The sequence below is a fragment of the Sphingobacterium cavernae genome (assembly GCF_008520265.1).
Classification (GTDB): Bacteria; Bacteroidota; Bacteroidia; order Sphingobacteriales; family Sphingobacteriaceae; genus Sphingobacterium; species Sphingobacterium cavernae.
In genome coordinates this window covers 1-13,482 of sequence record NZ_VIQM01000056.1, presented here as the reverse complement: position 1 = coordinate 13,482, position 13,482 = coordinate 1, and the positions used below count along the sequence as shown (strand labels likewise).

The window sequence follows — 13,482 nt, the reverse complement described above, 5'->3', positions numbered from 1 at the left end:
AATACACTTTTTAATCACAATTTAGAATGTGATGAATAGCTCTACTAAGCGATTGTTGCCTGAACTAAATAAGGCAATATTTCTTTTTGGAAAGAAATGAAATTTTTGCGTACATCAGCTTCTGTCACTGCGGTAAATGCAAATGAAAAAACGATGTTTTTACTTGATTTTATTAAGAATGTTAACTTTTCTTCTGAAATAGTCGAGCCTATGAGCTCATTTTTAATAAAAGAACTTAACAGTAAAAATTCCAGATCGTCAGAAAGCGTTTTTAGGAACTCTTGCGCATTGGTAGATTCTCGAATAAATTCCCAGCCAACAAACTCGTTGCAAACCGTATATGTGACACGACTTACACGGAGAATCGTTTTACCCAAAAAAACAGATAAGTCTAAATCCTTTGTTGGCGTATTTAGGATATCTTCAACATTCTCCCGAATATAGTCCATTAATACTTCATGAAGTATAAGCTCTTTGGAAGGAAATATTTTGTAAAATGTAGCTTTGGAGATACGTGCCTGCTTAGCCAACTCATTAACACTAGTCTTGTTGTAACCATATTTGCGAAACAAATCACGAGCCGCTTTTTTTATCGTTAAAACTACATCTTCTTGATTCATATCAATTTGTTATCACGTATAAATTTCCGCTTTTACGGACTTGATAGCGTCTTAAAGAACACTCGGCTAAGTGTATAGGTGAACCATCCAATAATAACCATTTGGCTCCAGTCGACGGATCTATAATTTGTAAACCTTCTACCTCTACTTTGCTATTTGCGGATTCGAGCATGGTGCTACATCTGTCATAGGCAAGAACACCATTGCCAGAATTGAAAACAATCAAACCGCAACCGCCTCCATTTGCATAAGTCCAGGAGCTGGGAGCTGTTAATTCAAGGCTTTTTTCTAACGATAATGTCTCGTTTACTACACTATTTAAAACAACATTGCATCCTCCATCTTTGCAACTACTTAAAAGCAGTATTAAAATCAAGCATGCAATACTGTTTATATTTTTAATCATCTAAATGATTTCTGTTTCAAATTGGGATAAGAAACGTGTATCGTTCTCCGAGAACAAACGTAAATCCTTAATCTCGTATTTCAAGTTGGTTATACGTTCGATCCCCATACCAAAGGCAAAACCTGAATATTTCTTGCTATCGATACCGCAGTTTTCCAATACGTTTGGATCTACCATACCGCAACCTAAAATTTCAACCCATCCAGAACCTTTACATAAGTTACAACCAACACCTTTACAGATAGAACAAGAAATATCCATTTCTGCTGAGGGTTCTGTGAACGGGAAATACGACGGACGGAAACGCACTTTAGTTCCCTGACCATACAACTCTTGCACGAAGTGAAATAAGGTCTGTTTCAAATCAGCGAAAGATACATTCTCGTCTACATACAAACCCTCTACTTGGTGGAAGAAACAGTGCGCACGCGCGGAAATAGCTTCATTACGGTATACACGTCCTGGCATGATAGCTCTGAAAGGTGGTTTACCAGCCTCCATCAAGCGTACTTGCACAGAAGATGTATGGGTACGCAATGCAATATCATTTCCATCTTGTTTTTTGATGAAAAATGTATCTTGCATATCACGAGCTGGATGCTCCGGAGGGAAGTTTAAGGCAGAGAAATTATGCCAATCATCTTCAATCTCTGGACCTTCCGCTACAATAAACCCTAGTTTTTTGAAAATCTCTACTATCTCTTTGCGCACTAGCGACAGGGGATGACGAGATCCTAATTGAAAACCTTCACCTGGTAGGGTTAAATCTTCTTCTTCGCGTTTATGAACTTTTGCAGAACCAGCAAACTGAGCCTGAGAATCTTGAAATTTAGCCTCTGCTAATTGTTTAAATTCGTTCAACACTTTACCCAAAACACGTTTCTCTTCTGATGAAACAGTTTTAAATTCTTCAAACAACTCTTTGACTATGCCTTTAGAAACTAAAAATTTTAATCTGAAATTCTCTACATCCGCAGCAGATGCAGGCGTAAATTGCTCAATTTCTTCGGTATACTGCGCTATTTTATCTTGCAACATAATGGCCAAAGATACGGCAAAAATTAAACTTTTAATGAAAGGTTACTCAAAAATATTCCTTCTATTAAAAAGGCAAACCGTCGTCTGTTTCATTCTCTGTGAAATCTACAGTTTGCTCTTGTGCTTGATTGTTGGTTGCAGCAGAAGTATTTGTATTGGTGGTTGAGGTTGTGTTATTATTTGTGCTTTCAAAATCTGATTTTCGACCTAATATATTAAAGCTCTCCGCTACGATTTCAGTGGTATAGCGTCTAACTCCTTCCTTATCTTCATAGGAACGTGTACGCAGTTTACCTTCAATATATACTAATCTTCCTTTAGTTAAATATTTGGCAGCCACATCAGCTAATCCCCGCCACATAACGATATTGTGCCATTCAGTTTGTTCGACTTTCTTTCCATCTTTATTAAAAGTTTCGGAGGTAGCTAATGGAAAACTTGCAACACTTACATTTCCTTCCAAATAACGTAATTCTGGATCTTTTCCCAAATGACCCACCAAGATAACTTTGTTAACGCTCGACATAATAATTCAGTGTTTTAATTGATTAGTTTTACAAAATACTTATTAATAAAAGAAAAAATAAGCTTGTGCTTAGCTAATTTATCTAAATTATCTGAATTATAATAATTCCACGATGGATTTTTTTTGACAAGATGCTTCTCATCTACAACACGATAAAATCTAGCGTAGATATTTTGATGACTCAAAATATGTTTAATCGGAAGACCAATTGGTGTAATTTCCGCGCCTTCAAAATGCGTTTTATAGGCCTCCAATTGTTGCAACTCATTTATTTCAATATCTTGGTCGGTTTCAATTAAAGGGAATTCATACATATTTGCCCATACATCATCTTCACCACGTTTTGTAAATATAAAAGCTTCGTCCTCTTCGATTACGAAATAATTGAAATAACGATTTCGACTGGGCTTTCCTTTTGTCTTTATAGGAAGACTGGCTACCAAATTCGCACTGAAGGCTACGCAATCAAGACGCAGCATACAATTTTGACAATTTGGGGCTTTAGGTTTACAAACAGTAGCCCCAAAATCCATTATTGCTTGATTGTACAATCCAGGGTAATTTTCAGAAATAACTTCATTAGCGATCATAAGAAATTGCCTTTTACCTGCGGTGGAATTAATTGCCGTATCAATTCCAAAATAGCGTGCCAGCACCCGGAAAACATTTCCATCCAAAACGGCTTTTCTTTGATTAATGGAAAATGAAGAAATGGCTGCTGCGGTATATTCTCCCACGCCTGTAAGTGTGATTACATCCTCATACTTTGATGGAAAAACACCATCAAATTCAGTCATGACCGCTTTGGCAGCTTTATGCATATTCCGTACACGAGAATAGTATCCTAGACCTTGCCATAAGCGCAAAAGATCCTCTTCATCTGCTTGCGCAAAATCTTTTACAGTTGGATATGCCTCCACAAATTTGTAAAAATACGGCATACCTTGTTCGACACGTGTTTGTTGTAAAATAATCTCCGACAACCATATAATATAGGGATTATTTGTCTGTCTCCAAGGTAGATCGCGACCATTTTTTCTATACCATTCAATCAACTGATCTGCTAACGTCATAAAACAAATATGGAGATAATTTAACAGTTTTTAACAACAACCTGTTGATTGTCAACAACAACAATTTGACTATTAATCAATTAAATTTGTAATTTTGCAAGCATTCTATCGAAAAACAAAACGATTAAACAATAACTAGTAAGGGAGAAGTATGTTTAAGAAAAAATCTGCTATACAAATTAGTATAGAAGGAAATAAGGACAAGAGTATAGAAATACCTACAATATTGTTAAAGTATTGGAGGCAAATCTTTGTATCTGTATTAGCAATTATAGTAACGCTAATAGGATCTATAGCTTATGTAGCCGCAATTAAAAAGACCGAAGACGTAAGTGCAAAGTATGAAGCTGCATTAGATAAAATAAATCAAAAAAATAAGAAACTAAATTCTTCACAGCAAGAAACACAGCAGGATATAATAGAAGCCAAAAAGTCTTTTATGAAAATTGATTCTACGATTGAAATCATTAATGGTAAAATGAAAAAACGTGGTATCAATACAAAATTGGCTTTTGAAAATACAGGTGGGCCTATTGAGAAAGATGAAGAAAATATAGCTTTATTAAGTGAGTATTATAATGAGTTATTGTTGAATGTAGAAAAGAAAATTGCAAGTATACCATTAGGTAAGCCCCATCATGGGCAAATTACATCACGTTATGGATACCGTGCAAATCCTTTTACTCGTCGTGGACGTGAAATGCATTCAGGGATTGACTTTAAAGGTAGAATGGGCGATCCAATTCGTGCCACGGCAGATGGTGTAGTATCTTTTTCTGGTTACGAAGGTCAATATGGTTATGTGGTAAAAGTAAAACACAAACACGGCTACGAAACACGTTATGCGCACTTGGTACGAACACAGGTTAAAAAAGGACAACTTGTAGATGCTGGCTCCGTAGTTGGACTGCTTGGCAACACAGGCCGAAGCACTGGACCACATTTACATTACGAAATTCTAAAAGACAATAAAAAGATTAATCCCGAAAAATATTTCGAGTTATGACATTTTATTTACGCTCCCTTCCGCTTCCGTCTCTTTGCTTAATGAATAGTGGAGCTAACTGACATCTGTATTTTTGAAATAGATTTCGAATTCGGTATTATAATGATTCATTACCTGTTCGGCATCTTGCTTGAAACTAGGTAGATCTTTACTCGATGAAATGTTTTTTACATCCTTGTTCTTTTCAAGTTTTTCTAATGTAAAATCCATTTCTATTTTCCATTCCTGTCTATCTACCAATCCTTCAGGCCAATATTCTAAAATTGTATCTTGGTAGTTTTTAAAGCTAAGATATAGGTCTTCTCCTGTTTTTGCCTCCTTGACGCTTGATGTTAATTCGTCAAGTTTTGCTATTATATCATTTTTTGTCCCCATAACACATTAATAAACAATAAATTAATTTGATTTTGTTAGTATGGAATTCAATATACATACTATTGCAACTGCAGTAATTTCTCATCACTCCATTTCAAAAGATCCTCGAGCACTAGACCCCATTTATCTTCTTCATCTACATTAAGTAAATAATACAAAATATCTCCTGCTATTTTTATTGGGCCACTACGCTCCAAAACATGGTAGCCTTCTTCAATCCATTGTTGTATTTGTTCCCTTTTCATACATTAGCAAACAATATGGAAGTAGTTTAGTTTAATTTTTATGAGAGAATGGATGGATAAAATATTAGTTGTACTGGAAAAGTGTATAGATATTATCAATAACTTACCTGCACGTAATCTACGCGATGATGCGTTGGAAGGGCTTAGTCGTGAAGTATAACATCTTTCAAGAAATGAATTCGAAAGCTACACCACCAATGATAAAGAACTTCATGATTTAGCTTGGTACTATACGAGGTTATCAATAATAAATATTTGACATCTGGATCTAGAAGAAGACTATCCGAATAAAGAATTTAAAAAGTAATAAAAGTATTGTAAATTTCGTTTATAAAACAGAAGGTGATTTTTCGTAATTCATAAATTTTAACCTACTCATTTATTTGGGTAGGTTTTTATATTTTAGATTCATGGAAAAAAAAGAAAAATATATAATAATAGTTGCAGTTATAATTTTTATTGCAGCTTGCTATTTCTTTGGATATAACATTGGAAAATTTATAGCACAAAGTACAAAGTAAAGCCTACCTATGGGTGATAAGTAGGCTAATATTTAAACCAAAATATATGATGTTTTTTAGACTATGTTCTAAACAATCCATCTTTAAAAAAGATGATAAAAAAACTACTTTTAAAAATAGGTCATCTTATCAGTTGAATATATAGTATATGGAATAAAAAGCTGAATACCATGAAATAATATTATTAAAAAAGCCTACCCCCGGTAAAATTGGGGTAGGCTTTTGGAAAGTTGTATATATATAAAGAACGATGCTATAATTACTATTTCTATATAATCACTTTCATGCCAAATTTTTAAGCTTCTAATCTCTTTTTAAGTATATCGAACATCTCTCTCGTGATTTCAGTATCATTAAAATAACCTTTTTTGAGACACTTATCTCCTTAGGAAAGTAGAATTAAGTATTTTGTTGACGTATATTCAGAGAATAGAATAAATAAAGAAGGTGTCCCAAAAGGTCACCTTCCTATTATATTTCAATCGATATTTTTACTTTACCGCCTAATCCTTTTTCAACAATATCAAATAGGGTCTTAAGTGTTAAGTTACTCCCATTATTTTCAATACGGGATATATATTCACGCTTTTTATCAACTAACTCTGCTAGCTCTAGTTGTGTCAAATGCTTATCTTCCCTAGCCTTTTTTAGAAGCAAGCCTATTTTAAAAGATTCAAAATCCCTTTCTAGCTCATCTCTTCTTTCTGTACCTACGGTTCCATAAACCGAATTCTTAATATCTTTCCAGCTCTTAGTTTCCATGCCCTTTAGATTTTTGTTCGTAATACTCAATCATAATTTTTGAGGCTTTTTCTATTTCATTCTTAGGTGTTTTTTGTGTCTTTTTTTGAAAACCATTCATTAAAACAACCAATTTTTCACCATCAAAAAAGCAGAATACTCTCCAAATATTCGATCCTAATTGAATTCTAGCCTCATACAATCCTTCCGTTCCTACTAAATGTTTTAAATAATTTGATGGAACACGTTCTAGAGTTTCAATAGCTTCAATTATTTTAAAGATTTTATCTTGGACTTTAGGTGACTGGCCTTTTAAGAAATCTTCAAAATAATTTTTAAAAGCTATTACTTCTCTTATTTTCATATTACAAATGTAACTTTTATGTTCCTTTTTTCAAAATGTTTATCTTTAAAACTAAATCAAAAAAAAGAAATAGCGTAATGAATCAACGTTTTTTGAGACTGTTTACCACTTATTAAATAAAGTATTTAGTTTTCATTTTTAATGTATTTTCTCCAATATTATATGCATAAACAGACGCTGGAATAAATGCTAATAATATGTCACCTATTTCTTTAACACCTAATTTATTTATTGAAGTGACCATTCAAGATTTAAAATTATTACTATTACAAAATTGAATTAAGCTAGATAATTCCTGAGGTTTCTCAAAGTATCGATTACTCCATTTGATTTCTACTCCCCAACGAGGTTTAAACTTTTTATCGTCAACTAAAACTAAATCTACTTCACCACCTTTCCAACGAGAATACGTCAGATCTAGATTTTCTCTATGCATCCATTGGGATAAAATAGCTGTTTCTACCATATTGCCCATTTCATCATCTGTAGCTTTTACAGGTGAAAATAAGGCTGTTCTTAAAGATGGATTAGTAAGATATACTTTAAAACTTGTTACCCTCTTTAGTCGTTTGGCATTAATATCTACTTTGTTCAACACTTTTATCAAAAAAGCAGCTTCTAGGTACTCTAGATACTTTTTTAAAGTATCTTTCTGTATTCCACTGTCTCTTGACATTACTTCATATGAAAACTCATTTCCAGTGTTATAAGCTATATACGTAAAAAAACGATTAAGTTCTTGAACATTTCTTATGCCATATAAACTAGGTAGGTCTCGCAATAATACTTTATCAACGATATCACTCTTAACGTAACGCCCCATATCATTTTGTATCTTATCTGACAAAACAACTTCCGGATAGCCTCCATAATTTAGATATTGTTGGAATTCTGAATTTAACTCATCTATGTTAAGGGGTAAACAATACGGAATATTTTGTTTATCATATTCTATAGTACTCTCTGTTATTAAATGATTTTTATCTTTTAAATGAATAAATTCTTGGAAAGTTAAAGGTGGTAACATGAAATCGGTAAACCTTCCAGCCCCACTTTCTGTACTATGCCATTTTAAAGCAGCAGCAGCGGATCCTGAGACAATGAATTTAGTATCAGGATAGGAATCAACTAAAACTTTTAAATGTCGTTCCCAGTCCTTTAAGTATTGAATTTCATCAAAAAATATATAAGTACCTTTTAAATCTTGTATCTGAAGTGATTATAAACACAGGTCTAATATTCCTGTAGACTTAATTGTACATATATTGGATTATCAATTCCAATAAAAAATATACGTTGTGGATTGATACCTTCATTAATCAATTTATCTATTGTATGGAACATCATGACTGTTTTTCCAACTCGTCTAGGCCCCATCAATACTACTGAACGTCTAATATCTGTTTCAAGTACAAATGGATAAAACAAATCAAAATACAACCTTTTAGACATATCCTTATAAAGGGTCGGGATTTCCTTAGTTACCCACCAAGGGTTTTCAAACTGTAATCGGTCAATGATTTTATGTACAGGAATAACACTAGATCTAGAAGTGTAAAGCAAACTGTGTCAGTGAGCTCTAAATAGATATAGGTCCCCTTCGGACCTATATCTATTTAGAGCCGCCGAAGGCTTTAATTCTATCACCAAATTTAAGGTGGAGTTGTTGCATTATCAAACCCCAATTACGAATTGGCATAGTCCATTTTTTGCTTATGTTTTGTATTGCTAGATAAATTAACTTTAATAACGCTTGATCTGAAGTAAACGCTCCTTTTGTTTTAGTCACTTTCCTAATTTGACGGCGCATGGCTTCAATAGCATTTGTTGTATATATAGCTCTTCTTATTTCTGCATTGTACTCAAAGTAAGTGGATAGATTTGTCCAATTATCAATCCAACCACTTACTGCTAATGGATACTTGTTACCCCATTTTTCCTCAAACTCTAAAAGCTTTTGATAACCATATTCTTGAGTATTAGCTTTATAGATAGGCTGCATATCTGCTACTACAGCCTTTTTGTCTTTCTCAGGAACATATTTTAGACTTGAGCGAATTTGATGAACTATACATAGTTGAACCTGGGTTCTGGGACAAACTGCTTCTATAGCTTCGGGAAAACCTTTTAAGCCATCCACACAAGCAACCAGAATATCTTCCACTCCACGCTGTTTTAAATCACTTAACACCGAAACCCAAAATTTGGCTCCTTCATTCTCAGATAAGTACACGCCTAATAATTCTTTTTTCCCATCTTGATTAAGACCAAGAATATTATATACTGCACGGCTTTGAACACTGCCACTATCCTTAACTTTGAAGTGCATGCAGTCAAGGAAAATAAATGGATATAGAGGCTCTAATGGTCGATTTCGCCACTCAATCATTGCGGGAATGACTTTATCAGTGATATGAGAGATCTCTGTAGCGGAAATCTCCATTGCATACATATCTCTAATATAAGTGGTTATATCACGGGTGCTCATACCACGAGCATACATGGAGATAACATTATCTTCTAATTTTTCGGTAATAATAAGTTGGCGTTTAGCTACTATTTTTGGTTCAAAGGTACCATTACGATCACGACCGCTTTCAAGTTCAAAGCTTCCTGATTGTAAGCTTCTAACTGTTTTCTTGGTTTTACCATTCTTGCGATTTGATTCTCCTGAAGCCTTATTCTCTAAAAGATGATTTTCTAACTCACCTTCTAACATTGATTCTAATAAATGCTTTAGCATCGGAGCAAACACTCCATCTGTACCACCCATCTTTTTGCCTTCGTAAAGGCCTTTCATCGCTTCTTCTTTGAATCGATCACAATCAAATTTTTCCTTGTTCATTATACTGTGTCTAAAAATAAGTATTTATTTCTTGACACAGTTCGGTTTACACCCTCCCCTTCATGTTAGCAGAAGGCTTTATTTTTATTTGTTCAAAAATTCTATAATTTGTTTTCCTATTTCATCAATTGCCAATAGAACTGCTTGATTTTTTATTCGATTAGTTGCTTCGCTTTCATTTAAATCTGTTTCATTTTTCTTATCTTGAAAATCTTTGGTAATAATTTTTGTAAACGGAACTAAACCTGTTCTAACATCTAAAATTATAAGTTGAATTGTAGCAAATGCCTTTATACTTGTTTTGGAAAATAGTTTGTACTGAGAATAGATGTCACTATTGATTGAATAAATCACTACAATGTCAGATTGCGTTCTTACAGCAGATTCTCTAATACTACTAAAAGTCGGATTTTTGGAAATTAAAATATCTGGAATTGTGGATATACTTTTCACTCTATTTGAAGACTTAAATTTTTCATTAAATAAATCCAAATATTGTTGTTGAGATTTTAAATATTGTTCATCTGACCAATAGTATCTTCTTTCATTTTGAGAGCTTTCAAGTTTTACAAATGCAACTCTCAAGTTATTTGGCAGTTTGTAATTCCCCATCCAATATTTTTTGAATATTTTCTTCTGAAATTGTAGATGATTTGTCGTCAAATAATGATTTTGAAATTGGCGGGTCATTATTAACGTAGTTGTATTCACTAGGTGGGCTTATTTGTTTCGATGTTGTACACGAAGCGAAAATTATTGCAGTTAATATTAAAAATCCTATTTTTTTCATTTTTTCAATAAACGTTTGTTGGAAAAAGCTTTCTGCTAATGGTTATGCGAAACTAATATAAAAAAAGTCTCACCAATCCATGGGTAATCAAGCCACAAATATAGATGAGCAAATCAAAATTCTCCGAGATGAAAGGAATATGATTATCGAAGATGTTGATAAGTGCAAAGAAATTTTATCAGATATTGGCTATTATCGTTTAGGATTTTATTGGTTCCATTATGAGCAGAAGAGAGAAAATTAAGATGATTCACATGTTTTTAGACCAGGGACCTGCTTTTTGGATATACTGGAACATACTGACCCCTCAAGATTGAATTAGTTTTAGGAAAGCATATTGCGTTTAAAGCCCATATTCAACTGCCATACTGGCTCATGTTGACCCCTAAATACATTTAATAGTTCATTGCGCTGGAGTATGCTGACTCCTTTGCGAGTAGTTTTTGTTACTTAGTGATCAAATAATTGGTATCACTGATGGCTGGAAAACCAAAACAAGTGAGTTAAATAAAGCAATTAATTAGATTGTACCAAGGAGGAAGTGGGATAAAAATGTATATTCCGGTGATATACTCCGGATTACACAATAAAAACAATCACCCGCATTCTTGGAATGAGTAAGAACACCCTAAAGTCTTATCTCACAAAGATGGCCGATGGGGGGCTTCAATACGGAGGAAATGCTCTAGCAAGATGATCCTTTACTGGAAAAATCTTTTCACGCGGGTAATCCTGCTTACAAAGTAGATAAGTTTGAATAGCTAAAAAGTCGTCTGAACTATTATGAAAAGGAACTCGAGCGTAGTGGAGTCACCAAACAGTTGCTCTGGCAAGAGTATATCGAGAGTGGAATTGCAACTAAAAAGTGGCCAAGCTTTTTTTTTTACACTATTCTCTATAGATGTATTCATACGAATAAACTAATTCAAAAAATCTTACAAACCCTACTAATATATGATAACACATTGCATTGTCTCAAGAGTAAGCATTAACTCAGTTTAATACTGTATAATTCATTGACAAGCTTGGTTCTCTTATCTCCTACTGGCTCATTTTTCAATAACTGTTCGATCTCAATAAATCTATTGGATTTATCTAAAAATATCCTTGTATCAAGTTTTTTTGAAACCCAATTTGCAAAATCTATAAATTCGGGATCATTCATATTATAGATAAGATCTTCTACAATACTTTTAAACTCCCAGTTTAAATTTTTATCCTTATCAAAAACCAAAAACTCCTTTTCTAGAAACTTATCTAACAAATATGTATTTGAGAAAAATGTCAAGTGCAATTTATGCTCCGCTTCTTTCAGTTTATTACTCTTAAATAAAACGAATGTCCATTCAAATAAAAAAATCGGATAACAACTGTCATCAGGAAAATTCTTATTAAACCAATTAAAATACCGCATAGCTCCTTTGAAGTCGGATATTTGAATATAGAGTGCCGGAATCAAATACCTTATTCCTTGGCCATCACGATACCAACCTCCCCATTGCTTTTTATCCAATAAGAGTGCTTTTTTATACTTATCGATCTTCAGCTTTATTCTATCAATTTGCTTTTCTGTCATTGTTTATTATTTATTAGCTGTATTGATCTTAAAAGCTATTTCCCTCCTAGGATTGTCAATAGTTTTTGATTCAAATACAATTTTTCTTTACCAACTTTTACTGATTCCAAGATTCCACTTTCTTCTAGCGCAATTAAGTAATTACCAACAGTTTTGGCCGTACCTAGGTTCTCATCAATTAGATTTTGACGTTTAGTGTAGGGTAGTCGAAATAATAACTCTATCAAATCCTTAGAATATATTTTTGGAAGCTTTACTTTAATCTCTGCTATCATTTCCTCCATAGCATTAGTAATTAGATTTAGACGATCTAATCCTTTCAATGCCGTATGTTCTATCATATCCAACATATATATAATATAATCTTCCCAATTGCTATTTTCCGTCACGCCTTGTAGTTTAGTATAATATTCACTTTTGTTCTGAATAATATAATCACTCAAATAGATTGCAGGAACTTCCAAGAGTCCAGAAACTTTTAAATACAACAAAAGTAAAATCCTACCCGTTCTCCCATTTCCATCAGCGAATGGATGAATAGCTTCAAATTGATAATGCAGTAATGCCATTTTTATTAAAGGATCTATTTCATTATCCTCATTAATAAAACGCTCAAGGTTAGCTAATTTTTCTCTAATCACGCCTTCACCACTAGGAGGGGTATAGATAGTTTCTCCCTGAGTATTACTCAGGGTTGTTCTAGGGGTAACTCGAATTGAAGCACCATTCTGTTTAATACATTGAACAATTTTAACACAAAGATTTGTTGTAATAAATAGCTTACTTTTAAGTTCATCTAACCCTAGCCAAAGTGCTTCCCTATAGCTTAAAACCTCTTTTGTTGAAAAATTATCAATCTTTTTGTCAGAAACATAAGATTTATAAAGGTCATCATTACTAGTTATAATATTTTCAACTTCTGAACTTGCTTTTGCTTCTTGAAGATAAATTGTATCAAGAAATAAAGCAGGATTAGGTAAACTCAATAACGTCCCATTAAGTTGCGCTAAGGCACGACCTGCTGAATTTGTTTTACGCAAAATTGCTTTAGTCTCAACATCTACATTTGGAGGTAATAAAGGCAAATCATTATATGGAACTCTTCGATCAAATTAACTCATATCATATAAGGGTAAGTTTTAGATCCGTGTTTCAAACAAGGGTAAAAATAATAAGAAAATACTCTCATCAAACATTGTGGTGTAAAAATTACCTCTGGACAGAACTAGTAACCTGAATTCGATAATTAAAAAGCGTACAATTGGTTAGTTTTTACCGTTTGATATTTGATTGAAGGTTTCTTAGGGAAGAAACTGTATGCTGCTAATCCAGCTAAGATATTTACGATAAAGTTGA

At 33.3% G+C, this 13,482-nt stretch carries 18 protein-coding genes and 1 pseudogene; 2 read left to right on the top strand and 17 right to left on the bottom strand.

Going from position 1 to position 13,482, the window contains the following annotated elements; genetic code table 11:
• Positions 1 to 44: 44 nt before the first annotated feature.
• The 5 genes from FLS47_RS11520 to mutY form a co-directional block, all read right to left on the bottom strand.
• A complete protein-coding gene (locus FLS47_RS11520) occupies positions 45 to 620 on the bottom strand; it encodes a TetR/AcrR family transcriptional regulator (protein ID WP_149914523.1) in 576 nt (191 codons plus the stop codon).
• A gap of 1 nt (position 621) precedes the next feature.
• The gene (locus tag FLS47_RS11515; protein WP_149914522.1) at positions 622 to 996 is read right to left on the bottom strand and encodes a Rieske (2Fe-2S) protein; all 375 of its coding nucleotides are present in this window, start codon (positions 994 to 996) and stop codon (positions 622 to 624) included.
• Between the two features lie 30 nt (positions 997 to 1,026).
• Complete coding sequence (pheS, locus tag FLS47_RS11510) at positions 1,027 to 2,064, bottom strand: phenylalanine--tRNA ligase subunit alpha (protein ID WP_149914521.1); 1,038 nt, start codon at positions 2,062 to 2,064, stop codon at positions 1,027 to 1,029.
• 64 nt (positions 2,065 to 2,128) lie between these two features.
• Positions 2,129 to 2,590 (bottom strand): single-stranded DNA-binding protein, encoded by a 462-nt coding sequence (locus tag FLS47_RS11505; protein WP_149914520.1) that lies wholly within the window; start codon positions 2,588 to 2,590, stop codon positions 2,129 to 2,131.
• A gap of 14 nt (positions 2,591 to 2,604) precedes the next feature.
• A complete protein-coding gene (mutY, locus tag FLS47_RS11500) occupies positions 2,605 to 3,663 on the bottom strand; it encodes an A/G-specific adenine glycosylase (protein WP_149914519.1) in 1,059 nt (352 codons plus the stop codon).
• 151 nt (positions 3,664 to 3,814) lie between these two features.
• Between mutY and FLS47_RS11495 the strand changes: the two genes are divergently transcribed.
• Complete coding sequence (locus FLS47_RS11495) at positions 3,815 to 4,669, top strand: M23 family metallopeptidase (protein WP_149914518.1); 855 nt, start codon at positions 3,815 to 3,817, stop codon at positions 4,667 to 4,669.
• A 54-nt stretch (positions 4,670 to 4,723) separates the two neighbouring features.
• On the opposite strand, the gene FLS47_RS11490 is transcribed toward FLS47_RS11495, so the two are convergent.
• The 9 genes from FLS47_RS11490 to FLS47_RS11455 form a co-directional block, all read right to left on the bottom strand.
• On the bottom strand, positions 4,724 to 5,044 hold the full coding sequence (locus FLS47_RS11490; RefSeq protein WP_149914517.1) for a hypothetical protein: 321 nt from the start codon (positions 5,042 to 5,044) through the stop codon (positions 4,724 to 4,726).
• A gap of 59 nt (positions 5,045 to 5,103) precedes the next feature.
• Positions 5,104 to 5,289: a hypothetical protein gene (locus tag FLS47_RS11485; protein ID WP_149914516.1), complete on the bottom strand. Its 186-nt coding sequence runs from the start codon at positions 5,287 to 5,289 to the stop codon at positions 5,104 to 5,106.
• Between the two features lie 992 nt (positions 5,290 to 6,281).
• A complete protein-coding gene (locus tag FLS47_RS11480; RefSeq protein WP_149914515.1) occupies positions 6,282 to 6,572 on the bottom strand; it encodes a helix-turn-helix transcriptional regulator in 291 nt (96 codons plus the stop codon).
• Complete coding sequence (locus FLS47_RS11475; RefSeq protein ID WP_149914514.1) at positions 6,562 to 6,915, bottom strand: type II toxin-antitoxin system RelE/ParE family toxin; 354 nt, start codon at positions 6,913 to 6,915, stop codon at positions 6,562 to 6,564. Before FLS47_RS11475 ends, FLS47_RS11480 begins: the two co-directional genes overlap by 11 nt.
• 244 nt (positions 6,916 to 7,159) lie before the next feature.
• Entirely contained in the window at positions 7,160 to 8,101 is a 942-nt protein-coding gene (locus FLS47_RS18805; protein ID WP_262713872.1) for an ATP-binding protein, read from the bottom strand.
• 47 nt (positions 8,102 to 8,148) lie between these two features.
• The gene (locus FLS47_RS18800) at positions 8,149 to 8,478 is read right to left on the bottom strand and encodes an AAA family ATPase (RefSeq protein ID WP_262713871.1); all 330 of its coding nucleotides are present in this window, start codon (positions 8,476 to 8,478) and stop codon (positions 8,149 to 8,151) included.
• 49 nt (positions 8,479 to 8,527) lie between these two features.
• On the bottom strand, positions 8,528 to 9,760 hold the full coding sequence (locus FLS47_RS11465) for an IS256 family transposase (protein ID WP_149914513.1): 1,233 nt from the start codon (positions 9,758 to 9,760) through the stop codon (positions 8,528 to 8,530).
• Between the two features lie 84 nt (positions 9,761 to 9,844).
• Positions 9,845 to 10,372 carry a hypothetical protein gene (locus tag FLS47_RS11460; protein WP_149914512.1) on the bottom strand — a complete coding sequence of 176 codons (528 nt, stop codon included), beginning with the start codon at positions 10,370 to 10,372 and terminating at the stop codon, positions 9,845 to 9,847.
• Positions 10,347 to 10,550: a hypothetical protein gene (locus tag FLS47_RS11455; RefSeq protein WP_149914511.1), complete on the bottom strand. Its 204-nt coding sequence runs from the start codon at positions 10,548 to 10,550 to the stop codon at positions 10,347 to 10,349. Before FLS47_RS11455 ends, FLS47_RS11460 begins: the two co-directional genes overlap by 26 nt.
• A gap of 79 nt (positions 10,551 to 10,629) precedes the next feature.
• Here FLS47_RS11455 and FLS47_RS18290 point away from each other — a divergent pair, with 79 nt between their 5' ends.
• Positions 10,630 to 10,794: a hypothetical protein gene (locus FLS47_RS18290; RefSeq protein ID WP_188347421.1), complete on the top strand. Its 165-nt coding sequence runs from the start codon at positions 10,630 to 10,632 to the stop codon at positions 10,792 to 10,794.
• Between the two features lie 744 nt (positions 10,795 to 11,538).
• Here the strand turns inward: FLS47_RS18290 and FLS47_RS11450 are convergent.
• The 3 genes and pseudogenes from FLS47_RS11450 to FLS47_RS19135 form a co-directional block, all read right to left on the bottom strand.
• Positions 11,539 to 12,126, bottom strand: coding sequence for a hypothetical protein (locus FLS47_RS11450; RefSeq protein ID WP_149914510.1), 588 nt, complete (start codon positions 12,124 to 12,126; stop codon positions 11,539 to 11,541).
• Positions 12,127 to 12,161: 35 nt separating this feature from the next.
• Positions 12,162 to 13,211: a Fic family protein gene (locus FLS47_RS11445; protein WP_223225253.1), complete on the bottom strand. Its 1,050-nt coding sequence runs from the start codon at positions 13,209 to 13,211 to the stop codon at positions 12,162 to 12,164.
• A gap of 161 nt (positions 13,212 to 13,372) precedes the next feature.
• Positions 13,373 to 13,482, bottom strand: a pseudogene (locus tag FLS47_RS19135) (IS982 family transposase); the annotation flags it as partial.

Bases quoted from the DNA above. Each gene is read 5' to 3' on its own strand.
- FLS47_RS11520 (WP_149914523.1), bottom strand. From the start codon at position 620: ATGAATCAAGAAGATGTAGTTTTAACGATAAAAAAAGCGGCTCGTGAT.
- pheS (WP_149914521.1), bottom strand. From the start codon at position 2,064: ATGTTGCAAGATAAAATAGCGCAGTATACCGAAGAAATTGAGCAATTT.
- FLS47_RS11505 (WP_149914520.1), bottom strand. From the start codon at position 2,590: ATGTCGAGCGTTAACAAAGTTATCTTGGTGGGTCATTTGGGAAAAGAT.
- mutY (WP_149914519.1), bottom strand. From the start codon at position 3,663: ATGACGTTAGCAGATCAGTTGATTGAATGGTATAGAAAAAATGGTCGC.
- FLS47_RS11495 (WP_149914518.1), top strand. From the start codon at position 3,815: ATGTTTAAGAAAAAATCTGCTATACAAATTAGTATAGAAGGAAATAAG.
- FLS47_RS11490 (WP_149914517.1), bottom strand. From the start codon at position 5,044: ATGGGGACAAAAAATGATATAATAGCAAAACTTGACGAATTAACATCA.
- FLS47_RS11485 (WP_149914516.1), bottom strand. From the start codon at position 5,289: ATGAAAAGGGAACAAATACAACAATGGATTGAAGAAGGCTACCATGTT.
- FLS47_RS11480 (WP_149914515.1), bottom strand. From the start codon at position 6,572: ATGGAAACTAAGAGCTGGAAAGATATTAAGAATTCGGTTTATGGAACC.
- FLS47_RS11475 (WP_149914514.1), bottom strand. From the start codon at position 6,915: ATGAAAATAAGAGAAGTAATAGCTTTTAAAAATTATTTTGAAGATTTC.
- FLS47_RS11465 (WP_149914513.1), bottom strand. From the start codon at position 9,760: ATGAACAAGGAAAAATTTGATTGTGATCGATTCAAAGAAGAAGCGATG.
- FLS47_RS11460 (WP_149914512.1), bottom strand. From the start codon at position 10,372: ATGGGGAATTACAAACTGCCAAATAACTTGAGAGTTGCATTTGTAAAA.
- FLS47_RS11455 (WP_149914511.1), bottom strand. From the start codon at position 10,550: ATGAAAAAAATAGGATTTTTAATATTAACTGCAATAATTTTCGCTTCG.
- FLS47_RS18290 (WP_188347421.1), top strand. From the start codon at position 10,630: ATGGGTAATCAAGCCACAAATATAGATGAGCAAATCAAAATTCTCCGA.
- FLS47_RS11450 (WP_149914510.1), bottom strand. From the start codon at position 12,126: ATGACAGAAAAGCAAATTGATAGAATAAAGCTGAAGATCGATAAGTAT.